Genomic DNA, 21563 nt, shown 5'->3' on the forward strand with positions numbered 1-21563 from the left:
AAACGCCAATGCCGGCCGAAAAAGTCCTAGGGTCAGTATTGGCGAGCCATGAAGATATTTTCGTTCTCTCGGCGGGCCGCGGCTTGAATATCGGCATCCACGGCGGTCTGTGCATTGCCGACTCTCCACCAACTGAAATAATTATGCAGCATGGTCTTCGGCAATACCTTAATGTCGATCAGTGTTGATGCCTGCTGTCGCGCGGCGTCGGCCAGCGCGTGGCGCAATTCCTCCTCCGTTGTCACCCGGTAGCTCTTACAGCCGTAGCCCTCGGCTATTTTAGCGAAATCCACCGGAATCATAGCGCCGGCCGATTGTGGCGCGTCGTTATCGCGGAAACGGAATTCCGTAAAAAAGCTGCCCATGCCATGCCCTAACTGTAAATTATTGATGCAACCGTTGGCCATGTTATCGAACAATATCACATTGATTTTACTGCGTTCCTGAAGAGAGGTAATGAGTTCGGAATGGGACACCATAAAAGCGCCGTCGCCCACCAGGGCGTAAACTTCCCGAGACGGCTCGGCCATCTTCACGCCTAGGGCCGCATTGACTTCATAACCCATACAGGAATAGCCGTATTCCACATGATAACCGTGCAGCGCGGTTGTACGCCAAATCCGTTGCAAGTCTTTGGGTAAACTGCCTGAGGCGGCGACGGCCACCGCATCCGCCGGTAGCGTATGATTGTGATGATGCCCAGTACCCGGCTTTGCGCCAGTATCGGACCGGTGATACGCCTAAATTCGGCCAAAACGGATGGGTAATCCAAGGCGTCTTTAACCTCGGGGATGAACGTACCTCCCATCACATCAATGGCGTAAACGCGCTCACGTTCCCTTTGCAATTGGCCGCGCGCGTCCGCGATCACTTGGCAACCGTCGAGCTTACCGGCATCGAAGCGGTTAATGTTCAGATTTAAAAAGGACACCGCGGGATTCTGAAAAAGCCATTTCGATGAGGGGGTGAAATCGGTATAGCGGGCCCCGCCCCCGCATTGCGTTAATGCAGGCGCTCATCAGTTGTTCCGGGCGGCAAATCCGCTCCCAATATTGACTGACGGCGCGAAAGGCATCATTGGTGGTGATACTCTGGTTGTGGGAACGTTCAGTTTGTTGCAGTACCTGATCGGGCTGGCGTGTGGCATAAACATCGCCAGGCAACAACAACGGGGGAATTCGATTGGCGGTGGCCGCCGCCGTCACCCTATTGGCGGCGCCGGGGCCAGGGATTCAAACAAGGCATGACGTAAAGATACTGAGGCTCATCGGATTGTGAAGAGTGGAACAATTATAGGTACTCAAAAACGTAAGAAATCTCGTTATGGAATTTAAATTTCATTTATGAGCTGAATTTCAAAATATAGAAATATTTTTTTCATTGTGGCGGGAAACGTTTGTCGGAGTGATGATCATTATTGAATAATAAGCTGAAATAGCGACACTGTAGAGCCCGATGGCTATCGGCGATGCCTCATCGGTCCGGTGCGTTTAATGAGGCATCCCACACGGCGTCATCACGCTTGTTGTCGCCAAACGGCCCCCCAGGGGCTTTATGGCGCGGCGGGGTTTGACGGCCATAAGAAAATGACGAGATATTTTCAATAATAAGTTGATTTGGAATTTTCAAACGTAATAATCAAGGCTAGCCCATCTGGTTGAATTTACGATGCGTGGTTTTTCATGACAACTTCTTCTACACAGCTTTCGTCACTACAGGATGAGATACGCGACCGCTATGATACGCTCAGCAAGCGATTAAAACAGGTGGCGCGCTATATGCTGGACAATAGCCACAGTATTCCGTTCGATACCATCGCTTCCATTGCCGATAAGGCCAATGTTCCGCCTTCGACGCTGATCCGTTTCGCCAACGCTTTCGGTTTCGATGGTTTTAATGAGATGAAACAGGTCTTTCGCCAACATATGATGGAGGATACAGTCAGCTATACCGAACGGGCCCGGCTGTTCCGTCAGACCGCCGGCCGGGAAGTCAAGGCGCCGGAAACGCCCCTTGAGATATTGAGTATGTTCAGTATGGTTAATAGCCTGGCGCTGCAACAATTACCGAGTCAAATCAAGGAAACGGATCTCGCCCGCGCCGCGCAACTCCTGGCGGGCGCCAATACGATTTACGTTATCGGGCTTCGTCGGTCATTCAGCGTGGCCGCATATTTGACCTATGCCTTGCGGCACCTCGAACGCCGGGCTTTCCTTATCGACGGGCTCGGCGGCATGTTCTCCGAGCAACTGAGCATGGTGCAGCCGGAGGATGTGGTGATCGCCATCAGTTATTCGCCGTATGCCCAGGAGGTTGTCGAGCTGGTGTCTATGGGGGCGAAAAGCGGCGCCAGGCAAATCGCCATCACTGATAGTCTGGTCAGTCCGCTGGCGGCTTTCAGCGACGTGTGCTTCGTGATGCGCGAAGCGCAGGTAGATGGGTTCCGCTCTCAGGTTTCCTCCATGTGCCTGTCGCAAACGTTGATGCTTTCTTTGGCAATGCAAAGCGCCGGCGACGTACCCGTCGATGTGGACAACGCTGACTGATATCGATAGATTCCCGCCTCGCCGACAACGCTCCCCGAGTGCTGTCGGCGAGGCGTTGCCATTACTCCGGTTTTCTGGGGTAATCCGCCGAATTGATCCAGGCGTGGTCTTTTTCCCAGGTGAACTGCCACTTTCTGACGGGACCCGCCATGACGTTTAAGTAGTAATCGTCATAGCCGGCCAGGGTGGCCACCGGATGATAGCCGCGCGGCACTTTGACGACATCGCGATCATAAACCGGCATACAGGCGTCCAAACTGCGATCGTCGGTGTAAACCCGCTGGAAGCAGAATCCCTGAGACGGATCCAGCCGGTGATAATAGGTTTCTTCCAAATAGGTTTCGTTATCCGAATTTTCCGTATCATGTTTATGACTGGGATAAGAGCTGGTGTCCCCTTCGGCGGTAAACACTTCCACCACCAAAAGGCTGTCTGCCGGCGCGCTTTCCGGCAAAATATTATGAACCAACCGCCGATTGCGTCCTTTACCCCGGTGCTCGACGCCCACGTTATCCGGCGCAATCAATCTTGCCGGTAAATTTCCCTTACCGGGCGCCCGGCACACCGCGAGTTCCACATCGCTCAGCGCAACGATGCGCGCCTGATCGTGATGAGGCACATAAACCGAATACGGCGGAATGCGCTCAAAGGGGCTCATGCGCCCGCCAATGGCGTCGAATGCGGCGAAACGCGTGGTTATGCTGGCGAAACCGGCCACCAGTACCAGACAAAGCTCTTGCTCCTCGCTGGCAAGATCCAGCGTCCGCCCTTTCCCAAGTTGATAGGCATCAAAGCCGACATAGCGCCAGCCGGCGTTTTCCGGGGTGATATGCTGAATTCGTCCGTGGTTATCCCCCGCCTGGCATTTCGATAATAATGTGCTCACAACGTCCTCCTGTTCGTATCGATTCCTTCCCCCGATAGCGCGTTCGGCCCAGCATCCGGCTGGAATGAATAATCTATTGCGACAACCTTCGGGGTAGAGTTGATATCTTACGTCTAGAAATAAATATTCCAAATAATATTGTTTGAAATTTAAATTTAATGTGATTTGGCGCACACTTTCAACTCTATTCATGTTGATGGGGCCTTAAATCCCCGTGAGGGCCTTGTCCGGTCAAAACGGGAATTCACAAAATCAGGACGCTTATCCTGGTTGTTTTTTGCGCTGGCTCAACAAACCAACTTGGGTTTTATGTCATGTTGAATCGATTCTGCCCCAGGCTCACTCGTGTTCACCCTCGATCTTCATGTCCGTTTCAGGGAGCGGATTAACTCCGGCGGCGACAGAGATGAGAGAGAATACCCGCCGCAGATCTAAAAATTAATATTTCATTATTTATGAATAATGAAATAAATTTTCTAATATAGACAACAGGTTTTCTTCCGGCAGTACGCCGCTTAAGCCGATGCTGGGTCCTTCGCGTTAGGGCGCCACACTGTCGGGTATGGACAAAATTTCTTATTACTCAACTCTATAGGGACTTATTATGACAATCTCGACATTTTCCCTCCCCCGAAACATTATCTATGGGGAAAACGCGTTGGATCACCTTTCGCAATTAAAGGGAAAACGCGCCGTATTGGTGACCGGCGGTAATTCCATGAGACGTCTGGGTTTCTTGCAACGCGCTGAGTCGTTGTTGCAACAGGCGGGTTTTGCCTCAATGATTATCGATAATGTCGAGCCGAATCCGTCGGTCGACACCGTGCAAAAAGGCGCCAAAGCCATGCTTGCCTTTGAGCCTGATTGGATAGTGGCCATCGGCGGCGGTTCGGCGTTGGATGCGGCCAAGGTAATGTGGTGTTTTTACGAGCATCCGCATTTGCGTTTCGAAGACATCATTCCGGTAGGCGCGATGCCTCCCCTGCGCGGCAAAGCCCGCTTTGTGGCCATACCTTCGACAAGCGGCAGCGCATCCGAAATTACCGCTTTTTCGGTTATCACCGATACGCGCAATCATATCAAGTATCCTATCGTCGCCGCGGATATGGTCCCGGATATCGCTATTTTGGACCCGCTGATCCCGGCTAAAATGCCGGCGAATATTACTGTGCATACCGGCATGGATGTGCTGACCCATGCCCTTGAGGCCTATGTTTCCACTGCGGCCACCTCATTTACCGACCCTTACGCCCTTGAGGCGATACGGCTGGTATTTGAGAATCTGGAGGTGGCTTATCTACAGCCGGATAATATGGCCGCCCGCCTTAACATGCACAACGCGTCTGCGCTGGCCGGCATCGCCTTCACCAATGCGTCCTTGGGCCTGGTGCACTCCATGGCGCACAAAATCGGCGGTGAGTTCGGCATCACGCATGGGCTGGCCAATGCCATCATGCTGCCCTACATCATTCAGTACAACCGTCTTTTTACCGCCAAATATTGTCAGTTGGAAAAAAGTCTGGGAATGAAAAACATTGTTGATGCCGTTAAGGAACTCAATAAGCGATTGGGTATCCCGCCGACGTTGCATGATTGCCGGGATGCCGCCATCGAGGAGGAAAAATTCAACCATGTGTTGGAACGGATGAGTGAAAACGCCCTGGCCGATCCCTGTACGCTGACGAATCCAGGAAACCCCGTCGCGGCGGATATCAGAATTCTTTATCAGCAAAGTTATTACGGAGAGTAAGTCCTCATTGCAACACAGGGCGGCCAATTGGCCGCCCTGGTTAACCCCGCGCGAATGAATGTTAGAGGGTGCCGTCCCAGGAATCGACCTTTTCGCGTTTACGTTCTTCCTCATCAAACCAGCGGCTGGTAACGCATTTGGTTTCAGTGTAAAAGCGCATACCGTCTTTACCCAGACAATGAAGATCGCCAAAAAAGGAATGCTTATGGCCCGAAAAGGGGAAAACGCCGACGGGTACCGGAATACCCACATTAATTCCCACCATGCCGCCATGGGTGCGTTTTTGGAACTCCCGGGCATAATGACCGTTCTGGGTAAAAATCACCGAACCGTTGGCTAGAGGGTTCCGGTTCATCAACTGAAGACCTTCCTCAAAGTTTTTCACCCGCTTAATGGCAATTGGCGCGTCCGCCAATACCAATGCATGATTCTTGGCTTCGCACAGCGCCTGGACGCGCTTGCCGTGCGCCGCCGCTTTGGAATAGACATGCAGACCCACCGAGGTAGAACCAACGAACGAGACGCCGTTGATATCGGGATGGGTCAGCAACATGTCGGCCTCGTTGCGCGAGCAGGTCACAATATTGATGACCCCATCCGGCACGCCGGCCTGCTGATAAAGTTTGGCTATTTCCATGCAGGTCATAGGCGTCATGCTGGCGGCTTTAATCATCATGGTATTGCCGGAAGCGATACACATCGGCGCCATCCAGCCCATGGGGATCATGGCCGGGAAATTGAAGGGACGATACCGGCAAAAACCCCTATGGGTTCGCGGTATAAGTGGGTGTCGATACCTGATGGGGCATCCATCAAACTCTCGCCGGCCAGCAGGGTCGGGATGGAACAGGCCAGCTACGTGCCCTCCTTAACTTTTAACACGTCGCCTTGCGCGTCGCCCCAGGCTTTGCCGTTTTCCTGCGCCACTAGGGCCGTAAGCCGCTCTTCGTGTTCGATCAGTAGATTGCGCACCTTGAACATGATCTGTGCGCGCGGTTGCTCGGTATTTGAAAAAGCCATCCCCGCCGATTGGACGAAGGTGATGAAGACTATCGCGGCGTGATGATTCTAGGGTTGGATGCCCCGGAAGAATGCTTGAAAGCTGGATTTGCCGCGGCGGCCGATGTGCCCTTGGTAAAGGGGTTTGCCGTGGGAAGAACCATTTTTGGCGAACCGGCGGCCCAATGGTTCCAGGGCGTGCTGGATGATGAGCAGTTGGTCGAAAAAGTGAAACAAATTACTTAACACTAAGTCATCATTGGCGGCTATATCGGCCTGCGGCAGCATAAGCGATAAAGTCTGACGCTACAGTATTCGCAGCGTATTACAGCGGCAAGCGGGCTACCGCTTGAGTAGTCAATTTAAACCGCCTTCAGTCCGTAGTGCTAAGTAGGGAATCCATAGCAATCAGAAAGGCTGGCTCCGAGGTGCGTTCTCTTTACAAGCGGAGCCTGATATTTTGATCCTAATCGCAAAATGAAATATTTTTTTCGTATATAAAAATAACGGAATTTAATTTGCAATAAAGCTATTGCTATCCGATTACTCTCTTTTGTGAGGATCATTATGTTGAAGATTGCATTATTGGGCGCAGGACGGATCGCTAAGATACATGCGAAAAATATCCATAATCATCCCGATTCAACCCTGTTCAGTGTTTCAGATATTAGCGATACCGCCGCCCGCGCTCTGGCCGGCGAATATCAGGCCCGGGTCTTGTCGGTCGATGAGGCGATAACACACCCTGAAGTGGATGCCGTGGTAATTGCGACATCCACTGATACTCACGCCGAATTAACCTCGTCGGCCGCCAGGGCCGGCAAAGCCATTTTTTGCGAAAAACCCATCGATCTGGATACTGCGCGCGTAAAAGCCTGTGTGGCGGAGATCCAGCGTTTGGGCGTACCCTGCATGGTCGGCTTCAATCGTCGTTTCGATCCCAATCACGCCGCATTGCATCGCGCTTTGCGCGCGGGTGAAATCGGTGAGTTGGAGCATCTGCAAATCTGCTCGCGAGACCCGGCTCCGGCGTCGGAGGATTATCTGCGCGTGTCCGGCGGAATGTTTCGGGATATGACCATTCATGATTTCGATATGGCCAGATTCCAACTTGGCGAAGAACCGGTCTCGGTCTCGGCAATCGCCTCAGCAATCATCAGCCCGGCGGCGAAGGCGGCGGGCGACATCGATATTGCCGTCGTGATCCTGCGTACCGCCACGGGCAAGATAGCGGTGATCAATAACAGCCGGCGCTCAGGTTACGGTTATGATCAACGGATTGAAGCCCATGGACAAAAGGGGGCGTTGCGTGTGGAGAATGTGCCGACTACGACACTGGTCAAAATGAGCGAACAGGGCGGTGAACAGGCGCAAAATCCGCTTTACTTCTTTTTGGAGCGTTATCAAGAGGCCTTTAAGGAAGAATGGAACGCATTCGTAACCGCGCTTAAAAACGATACGCCCATGCCCGCGTCGGCAAAAGACGGCCTGAAGGCGTTGATGTTAGCGGAAGCGGCAATGGCGTCATTGGAAACCCAGCGCGTCGTAAACGTCGCGCTGGAGGGTATTTGAAGTGAAATCCCGGTTGCGCTCGAGATGACGAGCCGCACGCGTCGGAGCCTCGGCGTCCGGCCCGTTGCCGGGCGCATCCGGGATAGTGTTTATGGCGGTCCTGTCCGTTATTTGATGTCGTGTCGGCGCACAGGTTGCGTTAAAGCAACGATCCGTCGGCGCGCGCCCTGCAATTCACCGCGCGGTCGTCTAAACTAAACAGAACCCTTATTCATCATTAAAGGACTGTTTTATGCGATTACCGGTCTGGCTTTCCGGGGCGCTGTTGTTGATTATCAGTTCCGGCGTCTCCGCAATTCCCACGGCAATTCCCACCGGCACCACCTTTTACGATCCCGCCAAAGCTTACAACGGCTATATCCTGTTTCCAGGCAGCGACAACCGGACGCATCTCATTGATATGACTGGTCAGGAAATCCGCCGCTGGGATAACGAGAGTTTCCCCGCCTGGCCAATAAGCGTGCAGCGGGCCAATGGACGGCATGGTCATTTACTGGCGCAACTGGCGCGGGTAAACCGCCTTGATCCGGTGGCCAGTCCCGGAAATGGAATGGTCAATGCCAGCGTCGGCGAGCTGGATTGGCAGGGCAATGTGACTTGGCGCTACGGCAGTCAGCGGCAGCCGCTGCATCAGCATCATGAAATTCAGCGGCTCGCTAACGGCAACACCCTGGTGATGGATGCGCAATTGCGGCAATTGCCCGGATGGGGCTACTCGATTATCGACAACAGCGTGGACGAGGTGACGCCGCAAGGCGACGTGGTGTGGCACTGGTCGGCCGCCGAAAATCTGGATCAGTTCGGGTTTAGCGACGCGCAGCTGAAGATGATCAAAGACAGCCGGGATCCGGATTTTCTCCATCTGAACACCGCCGCGCCGCTGGGGCCCAATCACTGGTATGACGCGGGGGATGATCGGTTCGCGCCAGGTAATATTCTGATTAACTCGCGCAATGGCAACGTGGCGATCATCGTCAATAAACGGACCGGCAAAGCCGTCTGGCGCATCGGGCCGGATTATCCGCCATTGCAAATGAACACGCCGCTGCCGCGTCCGCTTGACCAAACCAGCGGCGCCCACGATGTGCATATGATTGCCCAGGGTTTACCCGGGGCCGGGGATATTCTGATATTCGACAACCAAGGCAACGCCGGTTTTCCGCCCACTCGCCAGGGCTTTTTTTCCGCCTCGCGCGTGATCGAGGTCAATCCGGTCAGCAAACAGATCGTTTGGGAATACACCGCCGAGCGGACCGGCCAGGCGATTTCCACGTTTTATAGCGCCTATATCAGCAACGCGCAGCGCCTGTCCAACGGCAATACCCTTATCACTGAAGGGCAAAGCGGGCGAATTTTCCAGGTGACGCCGCTCGGGGATACGGTATGGGAGTATGTCAGTCCCTACTACGGTAAGGCCATGCCGAATGACAAGTATGTTTCCAACACGGTGTATCGCGCTTATCTGGTGGATTATAACTGGGCGCCGCCGGGAACGCCCCATGCCGAAACCCCCGTCACGGCGGATTGTCGGCGTTATCCGGTGCTGCCCGGTTGCCCGGCGCTGAGCGGAAAATGAGCGCCGGTCCGGCGCCCGGCGCCTTAAAACGGCCGGGTATTATGCGCTACGGTAGAGCGAACCTTGTCCGCGGCGCGCCCGCGCCCAGAGTTCATCGTCATCAAGGGTGGTCTGGATAAGTTCGATGGGGACGCCGGCGTCATTGATGACGGCCACGAAATAATCGTCGATGGGCTCGTATGGACCGAGTATGACCTCTTCACCTTCAATAGCCCGCGCCAGGTTGCTGACCTTGAAGGCGATATGCGGCACGGTTTTGAGCAATGGGTGTAATGGGGAATCGGCAGTGAAGCGATGCCATTGCACGCGGAATTTTCCCGGATTGTCGCTGGTGAACATCCCGGCGTTCTCGCTGAACACACCTTCGTAATGACCATCTTGCAACGGAATGCCGCAATGGTGGAACTCATAGGTGAGGGTATTTTTCATCACCATTCCTCGCCGACCGAAAGGCGGCATAAATTCATGTCGCTATTGTACTGTAAATCCGCGTCATGTGATCAGGTCACGTCAAGGTTTGTTTACCCTACCGGCGCTTTCGCGTTACAGCGATACATCCCTTGTCTCAAGGAGCCATGGCCGCATCGGTGTGGGTAAACGGGGCTGACGAAGCGTAAAATGGCATGAGATTATTTATTCACATTATAGAATAAATACTATTTAATGACGAATTCATTTTCGGCGTAAACCTCAGCGCGCTGTCGGCAATTGGGCGCACACACCCTAAAATCAGCGTGTTCATGTGTCTAAAACGCACCATATCCCAGGTTATTGACTGTTTTTGGGTCTTCGCACGGCAGACACCGGGAATCGCGACCGGTATCACAGAGTGTTTATAAAAGTATGATTTATTCACTTTGGGTTATTGACGACGCCCATCACCGGTTATAGGTTTATCAATTGAGCCGACCTGTCGGCCTACGACGTAGGCCGGCGAGGAACAGGCGGGGCACATCGGTTATCCGTAGGGGGCTGCATGCCTAAGATCATCATTTTTGGCGTCGACGGACTAACGATGCCGCTGTTGAAAAAGTATATGGCGGAAGGGATCTTGCCGAATATCGCCCGGATGTTCGCGCAGGGATCAGCGGCGGAGCTTCTGCCCTTTATTTCGGCCTGGGGCGATCTCAATTGGGTATCCCTGCTCACCGGACAGTGTCCGGGCACCGCCTGGATAGGCCAGGGAATGCCGGCGGATAACCGGCAAACGGTCAACTTGCTGTCTTTGATGGAGGACAAGCGACTTCACGCCGCCCTGGTACATTTTCCCGAGACGGTTGCCGCGCCGGCGCCGCATTTTCCCTTTGCCCCCTACTGGGGACGCGCCACCCCCTGGCCGGCGGAAATCGCTAAGCCCATGGGGTTCTCTACGGCCAGCGAGACCAAAGCCGCGGTCGGTACTACAAAAACGCAAACACTGGGTTGGCCGCCGTCGGGCTCCCTCGCTTATCACGACAAGGGCGCCTGGCAGCCGCTCAGACGAGCCGGCGCCGGATGGCAACTGACGATGCGCGGCGGCGAACGGTGCGTGAATATCGCTATCGATTGCGCCGGCGAGACACCCACGGCGACATTCGGCGAACATGCGGTGGATTTGCCCATGGCTCAGTGGAGCCATGGGTTGCCGGTAACGACCGAGGAGGGGCGTGGCAGTGTAAGGTTTTATCTCGGTCGCCATCAGCCCCACGATGGGCAGATGGATATCCTGCAATGTCAGATGACCGATCCCGGCCAGTTGTCCGCCGATCAGGTATTGGCGCACGAGCTTGTCAGCCGGTTCGGGCCATTTATCAGCAAATGGACGGTGAAAGCGTCGCCGGAGGAAACCTATCGCGATGCGGCTTTCGCCGAGGCGGAGGCGCAGTCCTTGTGGCTGGCGGATTCGGCGTTATATCTCACCGGAGAGCGGCATTTTTCCCTGTGGGCGACGGTTCACCGCCTGGTGGACGAGTCGCATCACAACTGCCTTGGTCAGTGCGACCCGCAATCGCCGTTTTATCAGCCCGAAACAGCGCAATGCTTCGAGGACAATATCCGCCGAAGCTATCAAGTACTGGATAAAACGCTTGGTTATATCCTTGACCGGATGGACGGCGAGTCGACTTTACTGCTGGTTTCGGATCATGGCGCGGTACCCAATGCGTATCTGTGCGACATCCATTGCTATCTGGCCAAATTCGGCCTGGTGGCGCTCGACCGGCAGGGCCGGGCCGTACTCGAAAGCAGCAAGGTGTATTTGAAGGATGAACGCGGCGGACTGGAAATCTACGTCAACCTGAGGGGCCGGGAAACCGGTGGCATCGTGTGCCAAGCCGACTATGAATCAGTGCGCGAAGAGGTGCTGCACGCCCTCGGCGGCTGGCATGTTCGCCATCAAGGCCGTATCCGCAATGCCGTGGCCCTGGCGCTGCGCAAAGAAGACGCGGTGGGTATCGGTTATTGGGGAGAGCATGCGGGAGATATTGTGTTCGCCTATAACACGGGATTCGTCTGGGGAGTCAGCGCCGACGGCGCCGATATCTGCCCGGTAACTTCTCCCGGCGCCAATCACGGCCCGCAAAAACCCACCGCTGAAACAGACATGGCGTCCAATTATGGCGTCATAGTGGCCAGCGGCGCCGGCATCAGGTCCGGTTATTACCGCGATCGTCGGTCCAGGGGGCCATATCGCATGGTTGATCCGGCGGCCACTATCGCCCGTTTACTCAACCTGGATAGTCAAACGTTGGACGGTGTGGCCATGGAGGATTTTCTGGCGGACACACCATAGCTCAGGACGCGATTTACCGCGTCGGCTATGGGTCGGCGCGCTGTTTGGCGGCGCGGTAATAGCGGCGTTGGGTATCGTCAAGATGGGCCTGCATCGCAGCGGATGCCGCCGCCGCATCGCCCTCTAACAGGGCGTGGAGAATATTGGCGTGCAAAGGCAGGGATACGTCGCGATTCTCTCTGGCATCGGGGTTGGTCTGGCGCAGGGACGCCAATAACGTGGTGCGGATGGCATGGATTATCGGCAAGAGGAACCGGTTTTTTCCGGCCTCGAGAATGGCGGTATGGAATTCGAGATCGGCCAGAATAAATGTGTCCACCTGACCGTCGGCGGACGCCATTCGCTCGTAGGCGGCGATGATCCTCTGCTTATCTTGCTCACTGGCGCGCTCGGTGGCCAGGGCCGCGGCGGGTGGTTCGACTATTCGCCGGACCTCCATTAATTGCAGCAGGGCGGGGTCGTCCGCGTTCAGGCGGGTATGCCAGTCCAACAGCAGCGGATCGAGCTGGCTCCAGAGTTCCCGCGGCCGCACAAAAGTGCCTTTACGCTGGCGTGAATCCAACAGCCCCTTGGCGGTCAGGACTTGCAGCGCTTCGCGTAACACCGTCCTACTCACGCCATAGTATTCCAGGAGCAGAGTTTCATTAGGCAGCAAATCGCCGGGTTTGAATTCGTTTTGGACAATGCGTCTGCCGAGATCTTCGGCCACTTGATCGGACATGGTCCGTTTGACGTCAAGCACAAAAGTCATTAGTTGGACCCCGTAAAAATAATATTAATCATTTTTTTAAGCACCTTAGATGAGCCAACTATAACAGCAAATCACCTTAACTCAGACAGCTAAAGGAGAGTGATGTGAACATCACCCATGTCAAAACGCATGTGCTGGCCGCCGCGTTGCAAGGTCCCTTCGCCTATTCGCGGGCATGGTACGACACCCGTACCGCCATGCTGGTGGAAATCGAGACCGACGAGGGTCTTACCGGATGGGGCGAATGCTACGGGCCGGCGCGCATGACGGAGGCCGTGGTAAGCGGTATCGCCCCCTGGCTTATCGGCGTCGATCCCTTGCGCACCGAACATATCTGGCAGGAAGTGTACGGGCGGTTGCGTGATCACGGACAAAAAGGCCTGGTCATTGAGGGGTTAAGCGGTATCGATATCGCCTTATGGGATCTGCGCGGCAAATATTACAACGCGCCGGCTTACCAACTGCTGGGCGGCGCCGTTCGGACTGGGGTCCGCGCCTACGCCACCGGTCTTTACCGTCGCGCCGAGGGCGATCCGTTGACATATCTGCCTCAGGAGGCCGCCGGATACGTCCGGGAAGGTTTTCGGGCCGTGAAATTGAAAGTCGGCTTCGGCGTGGCCGAGGATGCCGCCATCGCCCGAGCCGTTCGACAGACGATTGGACCCGACATAGAACTGATGATCGACGCCAATCACGCCTATGACGCCGTGGCGGCCATCAAACTGGGGCGCGCCATCGAAGATTTGGATATCGCCTGGTTCGAGGAACCTGTTCCACCGGAGGATCTGGCTGGCTATCGCGCCGTTCGCGAAGCGTTGTCCATTCCCGTGGCCGGAGGCGAATGTGAATTTACCCGTTTGGGATTCCGTGATGTCCTGACGACCCATGCGATGGATATCATCCAGCCGGATATCTGTGCCGCCGGCGGGTTATCGGAATGCAAGAAAATAGCCGATATGGCAATGGCCTTCGGCGTGCGGACCAACCCGCATGTTTGGGGGACCGGCATCGGTATCGCCGCTTCCTTGCAATTTATCGCGCTATTGCCTTGCCATACGCCGGTTTCACTTTCGCCCGCGCAACCAAGCCTGGAGTTCGATCGGACCGAACATCCCCTTCGCCAGGCCATTCTCAAAGAACCGATAACGCATTGCGATGGCTGGGTGACTATTCCCCAGGGACCGGGATTGGGTATCGACATCGATCGCAGCGCACTGATTCGGTTTAAGGCCGGCTAGTGCCGCGCAGCATTGCTGAACGTGATGGGTCGGAAATACATCGAGGTGGAAAATGTCTGAACATGTGTATGCTCGTTACGGTAGTCTCGCGGGTAAAGCCGTAATCATCACCGGCGGGGCAACTGGCATTGGCGCGGAGCTGGTGAGTGCGTTTGCTGGCCAAAAAAGCCGGGTGCATTTTCTGGATATTGACGGCGAAAGCGGCGCGGCGTTGGCCGCCGCGACCGCAACGACCTTTCATCAATGCGATATCTGCGATATCACGGCCTTGCGCCAGGTTATTCACGGCGTAGCGGAACAGGAGCAAGGCATTGATGTGCTGATTAACAACGCCGGTAATGACCAGCGCCACGCTATGTTTACAGTTGAGCCGGATTACTGGCGCAATCGCCTCGCCGTCAATCTGGATCATCAGTTTTTCGCCTCCCAGACAGCCGCGTCGCTCATGCGCGAGCGCCGCACCGGGGTCATTCTGCTGACCAGTTCAACCACGTTTATGAAAGGCCGTCCCGGTCTGGTGGGGTACACCACCGCTAAGGCGGCCATTATCGGTTTAAATCGAACACTGGCCCGGGAACTGGGCGTATTCGGCATCCGTGTCAATTGCATCGTGCCAGGCGCCATATCCACACCGCGCCAAGAAGCGCTTTGGCTCACGCCGGAGGCCAAGGCGGCTATTGCCAAAGATAGCCGCCCCTGAATTGTGGAGGCACACATGAAAAGTACCTTGCAAAATATGCCGGACATTCCTGAGTCGGGGAATAGAAACGCGAAACATTCTAAAATGCCGTTTCGCCGAATATTGATTTTTCTTTTTGCGGCATTGGAGGGGCTGGTCTACGGATACGATACCGGCGTGGTGGCCGGCGCGTTATTATTTTTGAAGAAAGAGATGGCGCCCACACCGGTCATGCAAGGTTTAATTGTCAGCGCGCTATTATTCGGGTCATTATTGGCTGCACCTATTGCCGGTATGTTGAGCGACCGGTTCGGCGCGCGAAAATTAATAGCCTTGGCCGGTATGCTATTTTTTATCGGCAGTCTCGGTTGTGCGTTGTCACCGAATTCAACGGTATTGATACTGTTTCGTTTCGTGCTGGGGATCGCCGTGGGCGTGGGGACAGTACAGGTACCGGTTTATCTGGCGGAATTGTCGCCGGCCGCGTTGCGAGGCAGGCTGACGTCGCTTTATCAACTGATGGTGGCCAGCGGTATATTTCTGGCGTATGTGTTTGGATATTTCCTCTCCGGCAACGGTAACTGGCGGATGATGTTCATGGTGGCCGCCGCGCCAGCCGTATTATTGACCATGGGAATCTTTTTTTTGCCGGACTCGCCGCGCTGGCTGGTCAAACGGGGCAGGTTGGCCGACGCGCGGACCGTATTGGGCAACATGCTTGAGCCGGAAGAGGCGCAACGGGAATATCGGGATTTGCAAACATTGTCCCCCGCTGGCAAATATCACTTCTCGGCGATAGTAAGGGAAAAATGGGTCATAAACGTGTTATTGCTGGTGCTTAGCATGTCGGTTTTGCAACAGGCCCTGGGCATTAATACTATCGTTTATTATACGCCGACTATTTTGCAGGCCGCCGGATTCACGCCGTCGATGGCCATCCTGACTGGCGTAGGGCTGCAATTTCTTTCGATAATCGTCACCTTCATTTTGGGTATTATCGTTGATCGCACCGGCCGACGGATACTGTTGGGCATCGGCGCGTTTGTCATGGCATGCAGCATGATGACGCTAGGGAGCGTATTTCATTATCACATGCTCGGGAATTCCCTTGGATCCGGTATCGGCATCGCCTGACTGGCGATATTTAAAGTGGCGTTTTCCTTGAGCTGGGGGCCGGTGCTATGGATTGTCTTGCCGGAAATATTGCCGCTGAAAATTCGCGGACTGGCCATGGGCGCCTGCGTATTCGTTTCGTATGTCGCCAATTTTATCGTCTCGCTGTCTTTTCCGGTTCTGCTGGCCTCCGGGCCGACCATGGCCTTTGGCACCTTCGCCCTATTCGGCTTGGCGGCGATAGCGTTGGTCTGCTGGTGGCTACCGGAAACCGCCCGTAAAACCCTTGAGCAAATCGAAACCGACAACAATGACAACCTACAAAAGGCCCCCCATGACGCAAAAACGACGGCCAGAACGACATCGCATTGAAACGCGAATCACCGCGGACGGCGGCGGGTGTCTGAGCGCTATGCCGGCCCGGGCGCAGCGCATTGGCCAACGCTGTTGCCGTTGATGATTTGGCAATTGCGTCGTCTCCGCCCAACCCGGGCTCAAAAGAGGTTGTTTGGTTGCTCGTGTTTATTTGATAGCATGATCCTACAATCAACGGATTCACCCGATAATCCCCCGTTTACCGAAGCGTCGTCTTGTCGGCCGCGCGTCAATGGCGGGGCCAGGCGCCGGTTATGCGCGTGATAATGCCCGCGCCTGCCGCCTCGACGCGTTGTGGATAGCGGCGGGTACGGGTATTGAAAGACGGCATGGCGGTATGATGTTTTTTAAAGACAAGGCATGGCAGCGCGAAGGGAAAAATCCCGATTACCGATTTTCCCTGGCCAATGAACGCACGTTTCTGGCGTGGGTTCGAACGGCACTGGCTTTTCTGGCCGGCTCGCTGGCCATTGATCAGTGGGCGACGGCATTCGCCACGCCGCTGATTCGCAGTTTGCTTGCCATTTTACTTGCGATATGCGGAGCGGTATTAGCGCTGGTGGCGTTGCGGCGCTGGGAAGAAAACGAAAAGGCCATGCGTAAAGATGAAGCCTTGCCTTACACCCGCTTGTTGCAGACTATTTCACTGATGGTGGTGCTTATCGCGCTGGCGTTGGTGATTTTTATCGTGGCTGAATAAATGGCGGCCGATGAAACGCCATCGCCGCATGTCGTTGCCCGCGATCCCGGCCTGCAACCCGAACGTACCCGGCTATCCTGGGCGCGGACCTTGTTCATCCTCGCCCTGGACGGCGTCTTTTTTATCCGCATCGGTCTGGTGGACGGCAGCGCCTGGCTTATCTGCGCAGGGGCATCGCTGCTGCTGCTCGCGACGTTCATAACAATAGGCCGACTGCGCTCCCAGCAGTCTGATCATTGTGGTTTACGGATAAATACCCGACGTTATCTCAGTTTATTATCCTGGACCATTGTGGTGGTCGGCGGGTTATTGATCGGGCACATCACTGTCGATTAACCCAGCCCGTTTTCATCAGACAGTCCTGGATGAGGGATAAGACCGGGCGTCCGTTTCATTAGGCCAATACAAAAATCAGTTTAATTGATTGTCACACTATTTCGTATCACTCCAATGTCATTGGACCGCCGTGATGCCATTTAACTTGTTCAGAGTAAATATGTTATTTCAGCTCGATGGTTTATTGCCGGATGACAAAAATCAAATGGCGGATATGATAGGTCCACCCGCCGTCGCATAAAAAGGGCGTTATCCTGGGCTCGATGGCGGCATATTATATAACGATGAATTAATAATCACTTGTTGAATCGGCAAATAAACGCCGCGGATAAAGCGGCAAATAAAAATGACATACTCTCAATAGGGAGAGTTGTCTCGCGGCGGTCCAGTAAGCGGTACCTTCGTCGGGAACGGATGCAAACCGCCAGCGGCGATTCCCACGGTGCGAGACGGGCTGTCTTCATTCCTCCCCAGGCGCATCAATGAGAGGGTGGCCGAGTTGAGCGTTCGTCGCCAACGAAGAGGCCGCGTGAGAGAGAGCGAGTATGAATATTTACCAGGCGAATCAGAGAGGCCATTCTGTAATGATCCCTTACCACTTGCCCACCGAGCAATCCCGGATGTCGACGATAAGGCCAATGCGTCATTCAGAACAATCGGCATCATCGGCATCGCCGCTGGTGATGTCATTGACCGGCCTGTCTGTTCCGCCATCGGCGGAACGGTCGTCCGCCGGTCGGGACAAAGCGCCGGATGGGGCGCCGGTGGCTTGTATGGAAGCCTTGATTCGACAGTGGGATGCCCTGGAAGGACACATGCTTTCCCCGCTTAGCCGGCATGAGCTTGCCCAAGCGGAACAGATGAGGGACGGCGCTGAAAAACTGCTGATGGACGGGCCCCGCGCGCCATTGTCCGCCGCTGCGGCGTCCGGCGTTCCGTTACTCCTTGGAATGCGCCTGGCTTTGCTGGGAAACGCCGCCGCCGGCTTGATGGAGCGCGGACGGATATTGCTGGATTATATTGGCGATGTGTTGGCCAATGATGAGCGAATATTCTCCAGCGACAGGGCGCGCCGCGCCGGCAATGTGCTCGCGGTGGCAACGCGTACCGGTGTGATTGTCGCTTTGACGACGGTTTTACGGCAGATGGTCGGTTTTGTCTTGGAACGTCATTTACAGGGGCTTGATGGGGCCGACGCCCATCATTGTCGAATGATCAGCGGTATAGGATCGCTCCTCCTGGGGCCGGCTCTGAACCTGGCCGGCGTTTTGCGCGATGAACGGACGGGTACGGCCACTACCGCCAGTCGCTGCTCGCGGATGGGGGTATTGTTATTGAGTTCCCTTGCCATTTTGACCGCGGCGGTTTATCAGCCGCAGCGCATTCTTGGCGCGACCTTGGCGTCCGTCGGCCCGCAAATGGCTTGCTATACATTGGCGCGGGACATCCTGCAAACCTTCTTTCCCTTGCGCGGGGATAGTGGGATGAATGGCGACGGCCTGGTTTGCGCCAGCGTGTTGTACGGTATCGCCCAAATGCTGCTAAGTGAGGGCTTGCTCAGGCTGGCGCCGCGTTCCGGCGCCGAATTTTTGATTTCATCGGCCGCGCGAGCGGCGGATTTGGCGCCGGCCGCCGCCGCCGCGCTGGCGCTGGCGGAACCGGACCTCCTCCATGATCTGTTGCGCAGCGCCATGAACAGCGCGGTGGAAGTGTTTGATGAGCTGCAAAGACCCTTTTGGATGCGCTATTTCGCCGCTGATCCACAAGACCGGCCGGAACCGGAAAAGGCGGCGCTTATGTCGGGACTTCATACAGCGTCGGCGCAAGGGATGACGGCGAAGGACAACGCGCTACCCCCTGAGCGCGCTGGGATGCGCATCGGTTTGGCGCGCCCGCGGGTCGGTTCCGGCAATTGGCCGACATCAGCCCAGTTCGCCGATAATCTGTTGACCACCAGTGCCATGCGCACGTCGATTTTCGAAGCGGTGGTGGCTATCAGTGCGACAATAGCCGTCGCGCTGGAGAACACCTCACTGTGCAAAGATGAACGGTATCATGCGGTCAGCCTGTTGGTGGGCGGTTTGGTGACACTGGCATATCCGGGATTTGCCGGCGCCCACCTGACCTGTGAGCCATCTGGCTCGGCCACTCGTGAAAATACCGACATAACGGGCGCGTCGCAATAATGTCGCTGACTTGTCGCCGCGATACAACGCGAAGTATTCAACGTTAAAACTGCTTTATCGCCGGTGTCGCGCTTCAGTCAAGGGACGGGAGTTCCTCATTAGCCCCGGGATCCCCTGGCTGGCGTTTGGCTGGCGTAAGTGAACGCCGCCGGCAAAGAGGCGGCTTGAAGTATAACGAGTCTAGCTGTTTAGCCTGGAAATGGTAAACTGCAACGATGTTATAAGGTATTACATTACCCGGGGGCGGCATGGATGGTGTTTTAATTTTCTGTAAAGATTCAATCTTAAGGTTTCGTTCAGATTATGATGATCTCACCGCGGTGCCCCTATTAGCGATACAGGACTGCCTGAAAGTGGCGGATCCTTTTTTTTTATTAAAATACTTCCGCCATCATGTCCTCATCGAGGAAGACACGACGCTGTCGGATATATTTTTGGCCATTGAGCCCTGGGCACCGCTATTAAGCGCCTATCTGGACATCGATGTTATGTCCTACATCACCGAAATCCGCAAGCCCTCTCAGACGCAAGCGCTTTTCGACTGGATCGGCATTCAGCGAACAACCTCCGTTCACCGTGCATTCAAACATCAGGAAATCCAGCAGGGGGAGGATTTTGCCAGTTATTTCAATCGGGAGAGAATTCCGACCCGCTATTTCGACATCGAGGTAGCCAGTACCGCCAACGGTTACAAACGGGCGGACCGGGAGCATTACAGCATCAGCGGCGATATCCATTGCATCAAAAACGTGCCTGTGGTCATTAGCGATCGGCAAGCCTTGGTTAGTTATAATTTTGAAAAGAATAGCCTTTTTGACCAAACGACGATGGGCGTGTCGATAAATGATAAACTGACTTACGTACAAGGTGGAATGCACTTTTATTTTTATGAAATCATGGAGGCGGTGTTTAACGACGGCCTATTTTATTTTTCACCGCAAACCGCCAGTCATGATTTACAAATGATCAAACAAATGGCTGAATTTTTAGAAGAAGATGAAACGGCTACCCCGGAGTGCGACGAGGAGTTGCAGGAAGATAACGACCCAACAGCCGAACAGCCCAAAATAACGATAGCCGATGGGGCCTTCGACCCCATGATCGAACATATGGAAACAGAACAAGCGCACTGGCAATACATTAAATCTCTTTGTGATTCCGATAGCGAATTGCCCATTCGTATCGGACATATTACCGAAGCCAGATTACCGGAATACCGCTTATCCAACTTTATTATGGACGATCATGATATATAAACGTCACAGGAACAGTTAATTCAATTTAATGAAATAAGCGTTTTTCGTCATATGGACCGTTTTGCCCGGATAACTCTTCGCGGAGGGCGGTAGGGGCGGCAATGGCGCCGAATCGGCGCCATTGCCGTTGTAACGGACGGCTTACGGCGTGAAAATCATTCGTACCGGCGAAAATGCAGTTCCAACCGCGTTTGCAGTTTGCTGAGCACGGTACTGAACATCAGATAGATGATGGCCGCTTCAATGTAAAGAATCAATGGTTCATACGTGACCGCAACGATGCGTTGGGCGGCCAGGAACATTTCCGGCACGGTGATAACGGCCGCCAGCGATGTGTCCTTGATCAGGGAAATAAACGAATTGGCCAACGGCGGCAGTGAAACGAACACCGACTGGGGCATGATAACCCGGCGCATGGCCTGGGTGCTGCTCATGCCGATGGCATAGGCGGCTTCCCATTGCACCTTGGGTACTGACAAAATAGCGCCGCGGATGATTTCCGACCCGTAGGCGCCGACACTGATGATAAAACCGATCAATGCCGCAGGAAACGCGTCCAGGGTAATGCCGGCGCTGGGGAGACCATAAAATATCAAAAACAGCTGTACCAGCAGGGGGGTGCCGCGGATCACCCATACATAAAAATCTGCCAGCCCTTTAAGCGGTTGGGGACCATAAAGCCGGATCAGCGCCACCACAAAACCCACCAGCAAACCGCCGATAAACGACAGTACCGCCAGCGGTATAGTGAACATCAATCCGGCGGAAAATAACCGCCAAAAGGAGTCCAGCATCAGTTGCAGCCAGGAAGGCATCGCTCAGGGCTCCTT

19 protein-coding genes and 1 pseudogene are annotated in these 21563 nt (G+C 54.8%); 13 read left to right on the forward strand and 7 right to left on the reverse strand.

From position 1 onward, the window contains the following. Nucleotides 1-32: 32 nt before the first annotated feature. Nucleotides 33-665: a thiamine pyrophosphate-dependent enzyme gene (locus FCN80_RS26640; protein WP_230492432.1), complete on the reverse strand. Its 633-nt coding sequence runs from the start codon at nt 663-665 to the stop codon at nt 33-35. 1017 nt (nt 666-1682) lie between these two features. Here FCN80_RS26640 and FCN80_RS02145 point away from each other — a divergent pair. Then, nucleotides 1683-2546: a MurR/RpiR family transcriptional regulator gene (locus FCN80_RS02145; RefSeq protein ID WP_136988234.1), complete on the forward strand. Its 864-nt coding sequence runs from the start codon at nt 1683-1685 to the stop codon at nt 2544-2546. A 61-nt stretch (nt 2547-2607) separates the two neighbouring features. Here FCN80_RS02145 and iolB read toward each other — a convergent pair whose 3' ends face one another. Beyond that, the gene (iolB, locus tag FCN80_RS02150) at nt 2608-3432 is read right to left on the reverse strand and encodes a 5-deoxy-glucuronate isomerase (protein ID WP_136988235.1); all 825 of its coding nucleotides are present in this window, start codon (nt 3430-3432) and stop codon (nt 2608-2610) included. 604 nt (nt 3433-4036) lie between these two features. On the opposite strand from iolB, the gene FCN80_RS02155 reads away from it, so the two are divergent. Next, nucleotides 4037-5182, forward strand: a complete 1146-nt coding sequence (locus FCN80_RS02155; RefSeq protein ID WP_136988236.1) for an iron-containing alcohol dehydrogenase — start codon at nt 4037-4039, stop codon at nt 5180-5182. Nucleotides 5183-5243: 61 nt separating this feature from the next. Here FCN80_RS02155 and FCN80_RS27180 read toward each other — a convergent pair whose 3' ends face one another. Together FCN80_RS27180 and FCN80_RS27185 are read right to left on the reverse strand one after the other, a co-directional pair. Further along, complete coding sequence (locus FCN80_RS27180; RefSeq protein ID WP_306767827.1) at nt 5244-6032, reverse strand: aldehyde dehydrogenase family protein; 789 nt, start codon at nt 6030-6032, stop codon at nt 5244-5246. A gap of 5 nt (nt 6033-6037) precedes the next feature. Next, entirely contained in the window at nt 6038-6202 is a 165-nt protein-coding gene (locus FCN80_RS27185) for an aldehyde dehydrogenase family protein (RefSeq protein WP_306767824.1), read from the reverse strand. 9 nt (nt 6203-6211) lie between these two features. Between FCN80_RS27185 and FCN80_RS02165 the strand changes: the two genes are divergently transcribed. The 3 genes from FCN80_RS02165 (at nt 6212) to FCN80_RS02175 (ending at nt 9329) form a co-directional block, all read left to right on the forward strand. Then, a complete protein-coding gene (locus tag FCN80_RS02165; protein WP_230492433.1) occupies nt 6212-6427 on the forward strand; it encodes a 2-deoxy-5-keto-D-gluconate 6-phosphate aldolase domain-containing protein in 216 nt (71 codons plus the stop codon). Nucleotides 6428-6748: 321 nt separating this feature from the next. Beyond that, nucleotides 6749-7753 (forward strand): inositol 2-dehydrogenase, encoded by a 1005-nt coding sequence (gene iolG / locus FCN80_RS02170; RefSeq protein ID WP_136988237.1) that lies wholly within the window; start codon nt 6749-6751, stop codon nt 7751-7753. Between the two features lie 232 nt (nt 7754-7985). Next, nucleotides 7986-9329 (forward strand): aryl-sulfate sulfotransferase, encoded by a 1344-nt coding sequence (locus FCN80_RS02175; protein WP_136988238.1) that lies wholly within the window; start codon nt 7986-7988, stop codon nt 9327-9329. Between the two features lie 39 nt (nt 9330-9368). Here the strand turns inward: FCN80_RS02175 and FCN80_RS02180 are convergent, their stop codons facing one another. Further along, entirely contained in the window at nt 9369-9758 is a 390-nt protein-coding gene (locus FCN80_RS02180; RefSeq protein ID WP_136988239.1) for a hypothetical protein, read from the reverse strand. Between the two features lie 547 nt (nt 9759-10305). On the opposite strand from FCN80_RS02180, the gene FCN80_RS02185 reads away from it, so the two are divergent. Continuing rightward, nucleotides 10306-12099, forward strand: a complete 1794-nt coding sequence (locus FCN80_RS02185) for an alkaline phosphatase family protein (RefSeq protein ID WP_136988240.1) — start codon at nt 10306-10308, stop codon at nt 12097-12099. Between the two features lie 25 nt (nt 12100-12124). Here the strand turns inward: FCN80_RS02185 and FCN80_RS02190 are convergent, their stop codons facing one another. After that, entirely contained in the window at nt 12125-12850 is a 726-nt protein-coding gene (locus tag FCN80_RS02190; protein ID WP_136988241.1) for a FadR/GntR family transcriptional regulator, read from the reverse strand. A gap of 104 nt (nt 12851-12954) precedes the next feature. Here FCN80_RS02190 and FCN80_RS02195 point away from each other — a divergent pair, with 104 nt between their 5' ends. The 7 genes and pseudogenes from FCN80_RS02195 to FCN80_RS02230 all read left to right on the forward strand — a co-directional run bounded on the left by FCN80_RS02195 (nt 12955) and on the right by FCN80_RS02230 (nt 20733). Beyond that, a complete protein-coding gene (locus FCN80_RS02195; RefSeq protein WP_136988242.1) occupies nt 12955-14088 on the forward strand; it encodes a mandelate racemase/muconate lactonizing enzyme family protein in 1134 nt (377 codons plus the stop codon). Nucleotides 14089-14140: 52 nt separating this feature from the next. Next, entirely contained in the window at nt 14141-14788 is a 648-nt protein-coding gene (locus FCN80_RS02200; protein ID WP_136988243.1) for an SDR family NAD(P)-dependent oxidoreductase, read from the forward strand. Nucleotides 14789-14872: 84 nt separating this feature from the next. Then, a pseudogene (locus tag FCN80_RS02205) lies at nt 14873-16252 on the forward strand (sugar porter family MFS transporter). 235 nt (nt 16253-16487) lie between these two features. After that, nucleotides 16488-16955, forward strand: coding sequence for a YidH family protein (locus FCN80_RS02215; protein ID WP_306767825.1), 468 nt, complete (start codon nt 16488-16490; stop codon nt 16953-16955). Then, on the forward strand, nt 16956-17291 hold the full coding sequence (locus FCN80_RS02220; protein WP_136988246.1) for a DUF202 domain-containing protein: 336 nt from the start codon (nt 16956-16958) through the stop codon (nt 17289-17291). It abuts the gene before it with no gap. Between the two features lie 638 nt (nt 17292-17929). After that, nucleotides 17930-19477 carry a hypothetical protein gene (locus tag FCN80_RS02225; protein WP_136988247.1) on the forward strand — a complete coding sequence of 516 codons (1548 nt, stop codon included), beginning with the start codon at nt 17930-17932 and terminating at the stop codon, nt 19475-19477. A gap of 248 nt (nt 19478-19725) precedes the next feature. Further along, a complete protein-coding gene (locus tag FCN80_RS02230) occupies nt 19726-20733 on the forward strand; it encodes a hypothetical protein (RefSeq protein WP_136988248.1) in 1008 nt (335 codons plus the stop codon). A 155-nt stretch (nt 20734-20888) separates the two neighbouring features. On the opposite strand, the gene FCN80_RS02235 is transcribed toward FCN80_RS02230, so the two are convergent. Beyond that, a complete protein-coding gene (locus FCN80_RS02235; protein ID WP_136988249.1) occupies nt 20889-21548 on the reverse strand; it encodes an amino acid ABC transporter permease in 660 nt (219 codons plus the stop codon). Nucleotides 21549-21563: the final 15 nt, after the last annotated feature.

It is taken from the genome of Martelella alba (assembly GCF_005217455.1).
In the GTDB taxonomy this organism is placed as follows: Bacteria; Pseudomonadota; Gammaproteobacteria; order Enterobacterales; family Enterobacteriaceae; genus Acerihabitans.

Excerpts from the sequence above, each read along its gene's own strand:
- FCN80_RS02145 (WP_136988234.1), top strand. The coding sequence starts at position 1,683 with ATGACAACTTCTTCTACACAGCTTTCGTCACTACAGGATGAGATACGC.
- FCN80_RS02155 (WP_136988236.1), top strand. The coding sequence starts at position 4,037 with ATGACAATCTCGACATTTTCCCTCCCCCGAAACATTATCTATGGGGAA.
- FCN80_RS27185 (WP_306767824.1), bottom strand. The coding sequence starts at position 6,202 with ATGGCTTTTTCAAATACCGAGCAACCGCGCGCACAGATCATGTTCAAG.
- iolG (WP_136988237.1), top strand. The coding sequence starts at position 6,749 with ATGTTGAAGATTGCATTATTGGGCGCAGGACGGATCGCTAAGATACAT.
- FCN80_RS02175 (WP_136988238.1), top strand. The coding sequence starts at position 7,986 with ATGCGATTACCGGTCTGGCTTTCCGGGGCGCTGTTGTTGATTATCAGT.
- FCN80_RS02180 (WP_136988239.1), bottom strand. The coding sequence starts at position 9,758 with ATGAAAAATACCCTCACCTATGAGTTCCACCATTGCGGCATTCCGTTG.
- FCN80_RS02185 (WP_136988240.1), top strand. The coding sequence starts at position 10,306 with ATGCCTAAGATCATCATTTTTGGCGTCGACGGACTAACGATGCCGCTG.
- FCN80_RS02190 (WP_136988241.1), bottom strand. The coding sequence starts at position 12,850 with ATGACTTTTGTGCTTGACGTCAAACGGACCATGTCCGATCAAGTGGCC.
- FCN80_RS02200 (WP_136988243.1), top strand. The coding sequence starts at position 14,141 with ATGTCTGAACATGTGTATGCTCGTTACGGTAGTCTCGCGGGTAAAGCC.
- FCN80_RS02215 (WP_306767825.1), top strand. The coding sequence starts at position 16,488 with ATGGCGGGGCCAGGCGCCGGTTATGCGCGTGATAATGCCCGCGCCTGC.
- FCN80_RS02220 (WP_136988246.1), top strand. The coding sequence starts at position 16,956 with ATGGCGGCCGATGAAACGCCATCGCCGCATGTCGTTGCCCGCGATCCC.
- FCN80_RS02225 (WP_136988247.1), top strand. The coding sequence starts at position 17,930 with ATGCGTCATTCAGAACAATCGGCATCATCGGCATCGCCGCTGGTGATG.
- FCN80_RS02230 (WP_136988248.1), top strand. The coding sequence starts at position 19,726 with ATGGATGGTGTTTTAATTTTCTGTAAAGATTCAATCTTAAGGTTTCGT.
- FCN80_RS02235 (WP_136988249.1), bottom strand. The coding sequence starts at position 21,548 with ATGCCTTCCTGGCTGCAACTGATGCTGGACTCCTTTTGGCGGTTATTT.